Here is a 12,741-nt window from a genome sequence, read left to right on the forward strand (position 1 = left end):
TATCCTCCTAGGCTTCTGTCACGAAATAAAACTCTTCACATACGATACAGCATCATAAAAAATTCAAGGATCGGAGCTGGAGACCGTTGTCAACGCCCTATATGGATTACAATAATCCAAACGTACAATACTTTTCCGATTTGAACAAAAACAGACTTAATACGCGCAATGATGAAAACTATATTAACCGGCTAGGAAGAGATGTGCTAAATACTCTTGGAAACGTATCATTACTTGATATTTACTTAAGCAAAAGCCGCGTGGTCGAACCGCACTATCATCAAAATGCCGCTGAGCTTGTTTACTGCATTTCAGGCTCAGCCGTCGTTTCATTAATCAATCCGTTTAACAACGAAGTCACAAATATTCCAATTACTCCCGGTCAAGTAGCCAATATCCCTCAAGGCTGGTGGCACTGGGAGATTGCGTCTGAAGACAATACGCATTTACTTGCCATTTTTGACGCCCCTTACCCGGAATACATTTTTGGATCGGACATTTTAAATAAGACGCCTATTGAAGTCCTTGCTCACACGTACTGCTTAGATCCCGAGCAACTAAAGAAAACGCTGGCTCCGTTAAAAAATCAAACCATCGTAATTGGACCAACAGACGAATGCGGAGAAAAAGAACACTATAAAAAGAAAAAACAAGGAAGCCCCGTTCACCACCAGACTCCTCCTTATACGTATCCTCCGCCTCAGAATTCTTATTATCAACCTCAAAACCCTTATCACTATCGATACTGGTAGAGGCAAAAAACCCCGCTGCCAGTGCAACGGGGTTTCTTAATGAATACATAACGTTATTAATCTGTATATGTACTATGAAAGGCTGCTTCAATATATGCAACTTGGAAATGATAATGTCCAATTAAATATTTCACAATGTCCACTTGATCAATTTTGCCAGGCTTATCGACCATCGCTTCTTTCACCATTTTTTCAAATGTACCTTGATCAAACTGTTCTTCATGAACAACAATTGTCTCAGAGTACGTTTCATCTTGTCCTTCTGAAATGCGGTAGTAATACAATTTTTTCACCTCAATTTATCTTAAATATATGTATACCCTTAACTAATAACCCTCAAACATTTTTTCAACGTTCTTTTTCCACTTTACGATAGGCTGCGGCTTTTGCTTTTACAAGCAGCCTTGTAACCCAGTACGCCACTAGCGTTATCCCTATATCAATCAGAAAAATATAGAACAAGCTCATTCCTTTTCCTGAATCAATAAATTTAAAATGGTGTTCAAGAGGCGCCAGTCCAAATGAAAAAACAGCGCTCAGCAGAATTGTATACAGATAAAAATTCTTTTGGTGATTCGTACAATATTGATAAAGGAGCAGAAAGCCTACCGGCAAAATAGAAGCAGTAATATTTGTTGCGTTTGGAAGCTGTGGTGTTAAGAAAAATGTGTGCGTTAAATAACCGGTTCTTCCAAGTGCAATATCAATATATGCCCAAAGCATGTGCACTGTGTAACCGAAGAAAAACACCTCAAAGATCCGCGTCCGGTCTACGGTAAAATACAACAACACAAGAGGAAGAACGAGCGAAGCAAGCACCACCCAAAACTGCCAGTTTCCAAAATCCGAATACTGATGCCAATACGACGATAATAACTTCTGCAGCTTATCGCTTTGTTCATGTATGTTTCCCCAGTATCGTTCATAACTCACTGAAGTAACCTCCTATATAGAGTCTCTGCTTATATATGTACGAATAAGCTCCATTTTATACAGAGAAACATGGGACGCGGCCATTTATTGCTTGTCATCACCCAAATAGGTCACCGGAAGCTCGCGTTCAACTACTTCTTCCTCTTTTCGATCAACAGCATATGCTTTTGCTGTTGGTCTTGAGCTAACTGATGCGGATAGCTTCTCATCTTTAAAATGCAGCGCGACTCCATCATCTACAGCATAGCCTTCTTTCATTTCTCCGCTTGCAATTAACTCGTGATACGAAGGTCTTCGATTGCTTTCTCCGTCATAGTGAGGACAGTTGCTTCCCGTTAAAAACCCTAAACAATCTAGTTTAGACAGTTTGTTGTTCATTGAATCAGTGACGCCTTCTTCAAACCAGCAAAGTGAACCTGCGCTTATTCCTGCTAAGATCACTCCTTTTTCATAAGCCTTTTTTAAAATCGTATCCAGTCCCCACTCTTTCCATAAAGAAAGCATATTCCTTGTATTACCGCCGCCTACATACAAAATATCCTGCTGTAGCACATATGCTTTTAAATTTATAAAATTTTGAGAAAACAGCGATAAATGAGACGGTGTGCATACCAACTTCTCAAACGCTTCATAAAACCTTTCTATATAGTTATCCGCATCTCCGCTTGCTGTAGGGATAAAGCAGATTTTCGGCACATCTGTATGAGCTTGTGAAAGTATGTATTGATCCAGCAGCAGGTTATCAGGCTCCATTGAAAAGCCTCCGCCGCCCATGGCTATAATTTGTCTCATTTCAATTCTCCCTTCAAAAAAGTGATATAGAAAATGTAAATTCATACTATTTCAAACAAGAAGTTTTCCGTATAATGGAAGAGTGAAAAAAAGGTGGTGCAAAGCTTTTGAAAATAGTACGAACACTTTTATTAATACTGGGCATTTTTATTATCTTATTTTGTATCTTTGGCTATATCGATTATAACGGTCAAAAAATGGATTTAGGAGCTAAACAAGAAAAAAACATCCCATCTTCCATTAACACTGATGGAGGAACTATTACGCTATCTGCTGTCAGTAAAAAATACGATAAAACGCAGTTTGGCTTTTTTGTTATTCAAAACAATTCGACGCATACCTTAACGATTCCTTATGAAAATACGGCGGATCACTTAAAAGACGGAAAGTGGTACGAAGTTGTGCTAAACGGATTAGAGTTTCCTGATAAAACTGTCACGCTGAAGCCAGGAAAATCACTCAAATTAGATATCGCAACTCCTAACTACAAAGTAGGAAAATATCGTTTTGTGCAGCACTTTAAAGATGAAAACGGAAAAGAGTATGTGTTAGCGGCTCCTTTTGAAATTGTCTGGCCGAGTCTTAAGAATGTTCTCGGGCAGTTTGATTAAAGGTAAAAAGAGAGATTTAGAAATACCGAAATTCATCTCACCTAAAGACGAACAAATCGGGTGAATGATTAGTATGAATTGCTTGTTACCCCGCTGTTGATTCCTGTGCAAGACTTCGCTTTCCGCAGGAGTCTTCGTCTTGCCCTCCAATCCACAGCTAGAAGCAGCTACGTTCACTATAAAAACAGAAAAAACGAACGGTTAATCGATAAACCGTTCGTACATTACTTCAACTTATCTTTGCCTCTCTTTATTAGCTCTGATTTAAAACGCGAAGCGTAACTTGCTTTGTTCCGACTTTTACCGTCTCTCCGTTTTCGATAGCTTCTTTCACACTGAGACTGTGCAGCAGAAGATTTTCTTGAAGCAATGTTTCAAACTTCGCGACGGCTTTCCGTACTTCTTCGTCTCCGCTAAGCTCCAAATTGATACGTAAATTCACGGGTAAATCCAGCTTTTTACGATAGTCTTGAACCGCTCGAATTACTTCACGAGCGACTCCTTCCTGCACGAGTTCTTCAGTTAACGCCGTATCTAATACCGCAGTATACGTGCCGTTTGATGCCACTGCAAAACCTTCTTTTGGCACTTTTTCAACAAGTACGTCTGCCGTTTCAAGCGTTAGGTTTTCTCCTGAAGCAAGCGTAACACTCAGCTTGCCTCGTTCAACAAACTCTTTTCCTTGCTCTTCTAAAAGGTTCTTTAACGCTTGGTTGACCTCATTCACTTGTTTTCCAAACTTCGGTCCAGCCTGTTTAAAATCCAGTTTTAATACGTATGAAACAAGTTTGTCGTCGTCTTGCTCCACGTTAAAGTTCTTTACATTAAGCTCATCTTTGATGACATCACGATATGCTTTCCACTCTACATCTTCTTCCGTTACCACAAGCGAAAGACTTTGCAGAGGCTGCTTTACTTTTAACGAATGCGTATTTCGGATGCTTCGGCCTAGTTCCACTACTTGAAGCACCGCTGCCATTTCTTTTTCCAGCTTTTCGTTCACTTTCGTTTGATTACAAACAGGATAGTCTGCTAAATGAACGCTTTTCCCTGTTAGATTTTCATGAATATCATCCGCAACAAACGGCGTAAACGGTGCTAATAGCTGACTTAACGTCACTAGTACTTCATGAAGCGTATCGTAAGCCGCTGCTTTTTCTCCGTCCATTCCTTCTGACCAAAAACGATCGCGGGAACGTCGCACATACCAGTTGCTTAGCTCTTCAATGAATACCGCGATTTCACGAGCCGCGCTTGTAAATCCGTAATCTTCAAGATGTGCTGTTGCTCGCTTGACCGTGCTGTGTAAACGCGAAAGAATCCACTCATCCAATTTTGTTTTTTTCAATTCATACGTTTGCTCAGGGTCATAGCCGTCAAGCTTGGCGTACAACACGTAAAAGCCGTACACGTTCACAAGCGTATCAATAACTTTTGATTTCGCTTCTTGCACAACGCGCTCTGAAAATTTCTTCGGATTCCAAGGTGCACTGTCTGCTAAAAGCGCCCATCTAAGTGCATCGGCACCAAATGTATGAATAAGATCCACCGGGTCCAGCGCATTTCCTTTACTTTTAGACATCTTTTGACCGTTTTCATCTAAGACGTGCCCAAGAGACAAAACGCGCTTATAAGGTGCTTTTCCTGTAAACAGCATTGAAACTGCCATCAAGCTGTAAAACCAGCCGCGCGTTTGATCAATTCCTTCTGCGATTACGTCTGCCGGGAACTGCTTTTGAAACAGCTCGCTGTTTTCGAACGGATAGTGATACTGCGCAAACGGCATCGAGCCACTGTCAAACCAAACGTCAATCACTTCCGGCGTTCGCTTCATTTCTCCGCTGCAGACCGGACACGTTAGCTGTACATCATCTACATACGGCTTATGAAGTTCAATGCTGTCAACCACGGAATGAGACGCATGTTCCTGAAGCTCTTTGATGCTTTTCGGGGCTACTTGATGCTGACATTCACCGCATTCCCATACGTTCAGCGGCGTTCCCCAGTAGCGCTTTCTGCTGATGTTCCAGTCCACCATATTTTCTAAAAAGTTGCCAAAGCGACCGTGCTTGATATGATCCGGGTACCACGTCACGCTTTCATTGTTTTTCAAAAACTGTTCCTTTAACGCCGTCGTTTGGATAAACCAGCTTTCATTTGCGTAATAAAGAAGCGGCGAGTCGCATCGCCAGCAAAACGGATAGCTGTGCTCATGCTTTTCTTTATGATACAGCACGCCTTCATTTGCTAAATAACGAACGATATCAACGTCGCAGTCTTTCACGAAACGTCCTTGAAAAGGCGGCACTTCAGACGTGTACTGTCCTTTTTCATCCACTACGTTCACAAATGAAAAGCCGTTTTCTTTTACAACTCTGTAATCATCTTCGCCGTATGCAGGTGCTAAATGAACAACTCCTGTTCCGCTTTGATCCGTTACGTAATCAGCCGTTACGACTTCGTGCCCTTTTTCCACTTTCACAAAATTAAACGGCGGCTCATACGATATCCCTTTTAACTCATTTCCTTTATGTTGAGATAAAACCGTATACTCTCCTTTTAACACTTTGTCTGCGAGTGCTTCTGCCACTATATACACGCTATCGCCTTGCTCGGCGCGAACGTAGTTCATCTCTTCATGCACCGCAAGCGCCACGTTTGACGGAAGCGTCCAAGGCGTTGTCGTCCAGCCTAAAAAATACTCATTATTGCGGTTTTTCACTTTAAATTTCACCGTTACCGTTAAATCTTTTACATCTTTATACCCTTGCGCTACTTCATGCGAACTTAATGATGTTTGACAGCTCGGGCAGTAAGGTGATACGCGGTGGCCTTTATAAAGAAGTCCTTTATCATGAATCGTGCCAAGCACGTTCCATACGCTTTCAATGTATGAATTCTCCAAGGTGATGTAAGGGTCTTCCATATCAACCCAATAGCCAAGCTGCTCCGTGAACGTGCGCCACTGCTTTTCATACACAAACACACTTTCCTTACACTTGTTGATAAAAGCTTCTACGCCGTATTTTTCAATATCATGCTTCCCTGAAATTCCGAGCTGCTTTTCGACACCGAGCTCTACCGGCAGTCCGTGCGTATCCCAGCCTGCTTTTCGGATCACTTGATGCCCTGTCATCGTCTTATAACGAGCCACCACATCTTTAATCGTCCGGCCTAGCGCGTGCCCCACGTGAGGCAAACCGTTTGCTGTAGGAGGCCCTTCATAAAATACAAATGACGGATGCCCTTCCCTGCTTTGAATCGACTGCTGAAACACATTTCCTTTTTGCCACTGCTGCTGGATACGCTGTTCGCGCTCTTGCGAAGACTCCCTTACATTCACTTCTTTCATGTGATACCACTCCTTTTAAAGTTAAAAGCACACAAAGAAACCCGTCCCTATGACTAGGGACGGGTTTTAACCGCGGTACCACCCTGGCTTCTATTGATCCGTTCATCAATAGCACTCAGCAACGTACAATCATACGCGTTCTTTTTAACGGTAGACTACCGTTCAAACTTACTTACAGTTCAGTTTGACTTCTCAGAGAGGATATTCCCCTGCAGCTTGAACACCGGCTTTCAGCTATCACCAGCTCTCTGTGGAACAAACTTGCAGGGTACTGATTCTCTTCAACGAATTTGTGTGCTTTTATTAGTAGCTATTGTATGCGGTTTGGAAGGGAATGTCAATGTTTATGAAATTTATATATGTTTTTTCTTATAATGCAGTCGCCTATTGATAAAATAACTGCTTACCACTGTTTGCTGCCTTTTTCACGCTCTTAGAAAAAGGCAATGTACACAAAAAACCACCTCATTTAAGGTGGGTATTATTTGCCTCTACGACTTGAAAGATGATCTTTAAAACCAGTTAACAAATGGCGGGATGCTTTGAGGGAAATGAAATAGATTGCACGGATCATATGCTCGTTTCACTTCTCGAAGCTTTTTAAGATTCTCTCCATAATAAGCCGTTGGCCAATCTCTGATGAACCGGTCCGGCCAGTTCACATAATCTCCAGTTGTATATCTCGATAAAGCATTTCTTAATTCTTCAATCCATCGAATGTTTGCTCTCTCTTCTGAAGGATGACTCCATGTAGCAAGGTACTCCTGTGCGATAACAGCATCTCTATAATAGAAGGCCGTTTCATTAGAGGCAACTTCCTCCACTGCTCCCCCAAGAGACTGGTGCCAGATACTAGATTTTTCATTCGGAGCATTTTCTAAAAAATGCTTCATTGTTAAGATGGCCTCTTTTGGAAAAGGTTTATTAAGAAAAGAACCTGACCTTTTTCGAGGGGCGGGTTGGTTTCCACTCGGATCGTCAAAAAATTGTACAGCTTCAATATATGAAACTTCCTTTATTACTACTTTTTTAGGACACCCAACATCTATTAAAGGCTGCAGAAGTTCCTTTAACTTGAATGATGAACCAACGAATTCACCTTGAGCAATAATCTGATTCGCTTCTTTCGATTTTAACTCAATCTCCGAAGTTAAGCGCTTATCGGTATTTGTGGCCCAGTGCTGCCATGCATCAAAAGCAGCTTCGAAATCTTCCCATTCCCATGTAATGGAAAAGATTGACACCTTTGAAATAGGCTGCACCTTGAATGTAAGAGACGTAACAATACCAAAGTTTCCACCCCCGCCTCCGCAACAAGCCCAAAAGAGATCACTGTTGTGATTTTTATTTGCCTTAATGAGTTCAACTTCTCTCTGTTCATTTACTATGGCCATTTCAACTTCAACCAAATTATCACAGGTAAGCCCAAACAGCCTTGATAACATCCCAATTCCTCCGCCAAGCACAAGGCCTACAAGACCAACACTGCTTTCCGTTCCTGCAGGGATAGTCGTTCCCTTTTTCCATAATTCATTATATACTTTCCCTAGATTAGCTCCTGCTTCTATTTTCGCTGTCATGCTTTTACTGTCGAACTTGATTCTATCCATTTCACTGCCATCAATCACTAATCCACCGTTTACTAATGAAAAATTTTCATAGCTATGCCTACCGCTTCTTATTCGAAATGGGACATGATTTTCCTTTACCCACTTCAATGCATTTACTACATCGTTTGTATTCTGACAAAATACAATTATTCTCGGAAATTTAGGCACACCTAAATTATTATTTGTTCTAGCCTGATCATACTCCGCATCATCAGGTGTAACGATTCGTCCAGTAAGCTTTGTTTCCTCCACGATATAACCCCTTTCTTACATCATACAGATAAGATGCTATATCCTATGAATTTTCTTCAGAAAAGACACACAGTTTAAAGGGGAGGAAACAGAGAATAGAAAACTTACTGGAGGGGTTCTGGACAGAATACTAATTTATTTTTAACGTATTTTAAATGACGCCACTATATGTAAAGTACTTCCTAAGTATAAACATACCAAACTATCATTTATAAAAATCAGTTTATATCACTTGCTTGATATCTAGGAGGTCCCCTGAACACTTCTCTAACATGCCACCCAAGAAAATCTTCACTCGGCTGATATGCCGGATGAATCGGATCTCTAAGCTTTTGTCCATGATACTTCATAAGCCACTCTTCAAATCCATTTGTGCCGTGTGCTTGAGTTGCCACCAACAGCTCATTATGATCTGAAAAAGTAAAAACTCCTCGATCAAATAATTTATGATGCATTGAACATAAAGCGATTCCGTTACTTTCAATATCTGGCCCTCCCGCTTGATGCCACTTAATATGAGCGGCCTCTACACCAACTAAATTATGTCCAAGACGAACGTTAAACCCACAAACAGCGCAGCTATATCCGTAAGCTTGAAGAATTTTCTCTCGAAACTTTGGATCTCTTCTTCTCTTTAACTGTGTTTCAAAATCCAAGCCTACGGCTCTTAATATATCTTCATGGATCGTATCCGGAAAATGCTCATTTAATAAAAATTGCGCTGCATCTTGAAGCAGCGTAGGATCATTCGCAAAGAGATTATAAACATCCGATGTAAAACCGCCCATTATATTTGTGCTCAGCAAATATTTATCTGTAAAGCTACGTTTATCAACTTCTTCACTTAGCTCCCATATTCCATCTCCTGTCAAACGAACAAAAGGATGCTCTGGATGGTAGGAACTCCGAGAAGGTCCAAACTCCATAAGCAGCTCTTTTAAAGGAATTTTCACCTCGCTATACGGCAAGTGAATTTGCTGTTTAGACTGCAGCTGACCTAGGGCATACAGTATCAACAATGGTTTGTGCGGAGCTCTTTGATCCCTTTTTTTCCAGATGTTTAAGTTCTTTATTTTTTGTAGTACTTCTTCTCTGTTCATAAGCTTGCTTTAACTCCCATCTATAAAACTATTTAAAACCTTAGAGCTAAGACCGTTTTTGAAAAAGTATTAATAAATGTAAGTATAATAGCTAATTCTATTATATGACAGCATCAGATGAGCAAGGGAACTTTATTTGCAGACGCGTTTACAAAACGCTACTTTAAGCTTTCTTATCCAAGTTGTTTTATTCAAAGAATTCTTTTTTCATATCTTCTCTGCTTTTAAAACTTACTCGTTCTGTGTCTTTGATACATACGTTATATTAATCCTCTCATAAAGAAAAAAGCTCTCCAAGAAACATATAGGAGAGCTTTTAAAGGTTGCATATATTTTTTTATCGTTGGGATTCTCTATATCCAGCTGCCTGTGCATCCGCTTCTGAACAGAACCAAACAATGTTATCTTGAGTTCTGTCATAATAAGCTCCGCCAGGTACGTGGTAAATTTTCGAGTTTTTGTTACCTTTGATTTGTCCCGAACAAGACATATTAGACTGTTGATCATCACTCGGATCATTTTCAAATGGCTTATAATTTCCACTGTTGCTAGTAGAACTGCTAGTTGTAGCCTGTTGACTAGCTGCTTGTTGTTGAGCTTTACGCTCTGCTTCTTCTTTTGCCGCTTGCTCCTGAGCGTTTCGTTCCGCTTCTTCTTTTGCCGCTTGCTCCTGAGCGTTTCGTTCCGCTTCTTCTTTTGCCGCTTGCTCTTGAGCTTTTCGTTCTGCCTCTTCTTTTGCCGCTTGCTCCTGAGCTTTTTGTTCTGCCTTTTCTTTTGCTGCTTGCTCTTCAGCTTTTTGTTTTGCTTCTTCTTTTGCTGCTTGCTCATCGGCTTTTCGTTTTACTTCTTCTTTTGCTGCTTGTTCTTCAGCTTTTTGTTTTTTCTCTTCTTTTACTGCTTTATCACTATCATTCTTTTCAACTTTTTGCTTGCTGCTATCAGCACCATCTTTTTTAGATGAAACAGTGACGCTGTTTTGCGAAGAACTTACTTGAGTTGAAGCAGGAGTAGATGTTGATTCTTCATCACTAAAGATTCCAACAATAAATAAACAACTAAGAATTAAGTATAGATAAGAAAATAATACACGTTTTCTTGTTTTGACTTTAAATTTAGGCAATACCCATTTTGGCTTTATTAATCCAACAAGGAAACCTATGATGCTTAGAAGGAAAAGGAATAAAGATAGTCCCGTAATAAAATTATGAGTAGATGCTGGTAACAAAGCATTTAAAATAAATAAAAGAATTAATGTATAAACAGTCGAAGCCGCAAACATTTTCCAAGTTGTCTGTGAACGATATCCTAATACCTTAGTCCAGACAGGTCTTTTTACTACGTTAACTTCCATAGAATAGTGGTTACGAATAACTTGCTCTACTTCCTTTCCTTTTCCTTCTATTGTAATATCCCTATTTTCACCATGACCTACAAATGTAAATACTGATTTTGTAATGCTATGGTCAATTGTAACGCCAGAGAAATCAGCCCATTCATACCGCTCAATTAACATTAAATTCTGTTCAGCGTTGTTGTTAAATTCATAAAAATTCATACCTTTATCGTCTACTGACGAGTAGCATACATTTGAACTTTTTTTCCCGTAATTAGCTTTTGATACTAGCAACAGCTTATTCTGACTATTTGTATAATCGTTCTCTATATAAGCTTTTGCAATTTCTTCATTGGATTCTTTTTGGTTTTTATACCTTGTCTTAGACATTTTGACCTTTCCCTCACTCTTTCTTGATTCCTTACACTAATAATAGGTAAGTTAGTATGAACCTACTAATATTCGATTCATATGCAACTAATCTATCTTACAATAAAATGGTGTATAAAAAGGCACTATATTTCCTTTAATTTCTTTAAAAGGGCTATTTTAGATTTGGCCTGCACTTATAAGGGGAGCGAAAAGATTAAAAGAAGGAACGAAATGTTATGAGTATAATATTTTCAGCTTCATTTCCATTTTCATACTCTTTCTTGTTCTTATTTTTGTAATTGAGCAAGGAAATGTTCCCTATTAACAACATCTACACAAATAAAACCATCGGCTAAGATTTAGCTGATGGTTTTGTTCGTTGGAATCTTTATTTATTTCTAAGAATGTTCATCTACATAACCTGGCTCCTAAAGGAGCGGCAAAAGAGATACTCATACCTTTCCAACACATCAAATAAACATATACAGAATAATACCTCTGATGGGATTCGAAAGGAGAAATCACCTTTGACAAAATATCGGATCATGACCTTTGATGGAGGCGGTACTTTAGGTGCTTTAAGTTTACAGCTTTTGAATAGATTGGCTCATCAAAATCCAAATTTAATTAGTGAAACCAATGTTTTTTCAGGAAATTCCATTGGTTCATTCACTGCTCTTGCACTAGCAAGCGGAAGATCACCAGAAGAGACGTTTCAGTTTTTCAAAGATCACATCTTACCGGCGTTCAGCGTTTCCCGACCGGGCGGACCTGTTTTTAACCAACAACTACCCTATTCTGGTTTTATTAAAGCCATACGAACATTTTTCCCCCGAGACCTTCGCCTTAGAGACTTAAAGAAACGAATTGTTGTGCCATCCTTTCACTTATTTTCACCAGAGCTGAATCGTTGGAATCCTGTGTTATTTCATAATTTTCCTGGTTCTCCCTATCTTAATGAAAAAGCAAGTGACGTAATACTTAGGAGCAGCGCTGCTCCCGCAACGCAAAGAGCTTATCAAAACTATGTGGATGGTTATACAGTAGCAACTAATACCAGTACAGCTAGTATCGCGTTTGCAGTGGGAAAAGCAAAGCAGCCGTTGGATCAAATTGCCGTATTATCCATCGGAACAGGTGAGCAGCCAACTCAATTAAGGAGAGATACCAAGGGATGGGGAATGGTTAGTGCCGATAACATACGTCCTGAAGATATGGAGGACCTTCCGCCAAATTGGGGAGTACTTTTAGACCGGTCTCCTAATGAACCGTTGCTGCCGTTTCTTCAGATTATCTCTGGTGGATCGAGCTATTATGAATCAATGGTTAGCTCTGAGCTTTTAGGCGAACAGTTTTTCCGGTTAAATCCGAGGATTCCTAATTTCTCTAAAACGGATCCTTCAGTGGTACCCGCTCTTATTTCAATTGCTAATAAAACAAATTTACGACCGGCATTTCATTTTATCGAGAAAAACTGGAATTAATATGATCGTACTTTAGATTAATTTCTTGCTTCTATATGGAAAGATTTAAAAGTTTATATAACAAGATATCCACGCTGGCAGCGTAGAGTTCACCCTAACCACTTTCAACTCCCCCAACCACAACAACCGCTAGCTCCAAAAAGGAACTAG

Annotated in this window: 10 protein-coding genes and 1 other annotated feature; of the genes, 3 read left to right on the plus strand and 7 right to left on the minus strand. The window is 39.9% G+C overall.

Annotated elements, in window-relative coordinates:
* The first annotated feature begins 86 nt into the window (after positions 1-86).
* Positions 87-752: a cupin domain-containing protein gene (locus tag ACFX4E_RS21630; protein WP_098249516.1), complete on the plus strand. Its 666-nt coding sequence runs from the start codon at positions 87-89 to the stop codon at positions 750-752.
* A 56-nt stretch (positions 753-808) separates the two neighbouring features.
* Here the strand turns inward: ACFX4E_RS21630 and ACFX4E_RS21635 are convergent, their stop codons facing one another.
* The 3 genes from ACFX4E_RS21635 to ACFX4E_RS21645 form a co-directional block, all read right to left on the minus strand.
* Positions 809-1,045, minus strand: coding sequence for a hypothetical protein (locus ACFX4E_RS21635; protein WP_224357852.1), 237 nt, complete (start codon positions 1,043-1,045; stop codon positions 809-811).
* Positions 1,046-1,100: 55 nt separating this feature from the next.
* A complete protein-coding gene (locus ACFX4E_RS21640) occupies positions 1,101-1,685 on the minus strand; it encodes a hypothetical protein (RefSeq protein ID WP_098333039.1) in 585 nt (194 codons plus the stop codon).
* An 84-nt stretch (positions 1,686-1,769) separates the two neighbouring features.
* On the minus strand, positions 1,770-2,477 hold the full coding sequence (locus ACFX4E_RS21645; RefSeq protein ID WP_377258394.1) for a Type 1 glutamine amidotransferase-like domain-containing protein: 708 nt from the start codon (positions 2,475-2,477) through the stop codon (positions 1,770-1,772).
* Positions 2,478-2,584: 107 nt separating this feature from the next.
* Between ACFX4E_RS21645 and ACFX4E_RS21650 the strand changes: the two genes are divergently transcribed.
* Entirely contained in the window at positions 2,585-3,088 is a 504-nt protein-coding gene (locus ACFX4E_RS21650) for an immunoglobulin-like domain-containing protein (protein ID WP_098249514.1), read from the plus strand.
* A gap of 253 nt (positions 3,089-3,341) precedes the next feature.
* Here ACFX4E_RS21650 and ileS read toward each other — a convergent pair whose 3' ends face one another.
* The 4 genes from ileS to ACFX4E_RS21670 all read right to left on the minus strand — a co-directional run bounded on the left by ileS (position 3,342) and on the right by ACFX4E_RS21670 (position 11,125).
* A complete protein-coding gene (gene ileS, locus ACFX4E_RS21655) occupies positions 3,342-6,440 on the minus strand; it encodes an isoleucine--tRNA ligase (RefSeq protein ID WP_377258391.1) in 3,099 nt (1,032 codons plus the stop codon).
* Positions 6,441-6,492: 52 nt separating this feature from the next.
* Positions 6,493-6,734, minus strand: a binding site (T-box leader).
* 218 nt (positions 6,735-6,952) lie between these two features.
* Positions 6,953-8,302: an FAD-binding oxidoreductase gene (locus tag ACFX4E_RS21660; RefSeq protein WP_377258388.1), complete on the minus strand. Its 1,350-nt coding sequence runs from the start codon at positions 8,300-8,302 to the stop codon at positions 6,953-6,955.
* A 218-nt stretch (positions 8,303-8,520) separates the two neighbouring features.
* Positions 8,521-9,402 (minus strand): phosphorothioated DNA-binding restriction endonuclease, encoded by an 882-nt coding sequence (locus tag ACFX4E_RS21665; RefSeq protein WP_217599182.1) that lies wholly within the window; start codon positions 9,400-9,402, stop codon positions 8,521-8,523.
* A 337-nt stretch (positions 9,403-9,739) separates the two neighbouring features.
* Positions 9,740-11,125, minus strand: a complete 1,386-nt coding sequence (locus ACFX4E_RS21670; protein ID WP_377579867.1) for a cell envelope integrity TolA family protein — start codon at positions 11,123-11,125, stop codon at positions 9,740-9,742.
* A gap of 509 nt (positions 11,126-11,634) precedes the next feature.
* On the opposite strand from ACFX4E_RS21670, the gene ACFX4E_RS21675 reads away from it, so the two are divergent.
* Entirely contained in the window at positions 11,635-12,591 is a 957-nt protein-coding gene (locus ACFX4E_RS21675; RefSeq protein WP_377259621.1) for a patatin-like phospholipase family protein, read from the plus strand.
* The last annotated feature ends 150 nt before the right edge of the window (positions 12,592-12,741 follow it).

The sequence above is a fragment of the Priestia sp. YIM B13491 genome, assembly GCF_042787605.1.
Lineage (GTDB): Bacteria > Bacillota > Bacilli > Bacillales > Bacillaceae_H > Priestia > Priestia megaterium_E.

Bases quoted from the DNA above. Each gene is read 5' to 3' on its own strand.
- ACFX4E_RS21645 (WP_377258394.1), bottom strand. From the start codon at position 2,477: ATGAGACAAATTATAGCCATGGGCGGCGGAGGCTTTTCAATGGAGCCT.
- ileS (WP_377258391.1), bottom strand. From the start codon at position 6,440: ATGAAAGAAGTGAATGTAAGGGAGTCTTCGCAAGAGCGCGAACAGCGT.
- ACFX4E_RS21665 (WP_217599182.1), bottom strand. From the start codon at position 9,402: ATGAACAGAGAAGAAGTACTACAAAAAATAAAGAACTTAAACATCTGG.
- ACFX4E_RS21670 (WP_377579867.1), bottom strand. From the start codon at position 11,125: ATGTCTAAGACAAGGTATAAAAACCAAAAAGAATCCAATGAAGAAATT.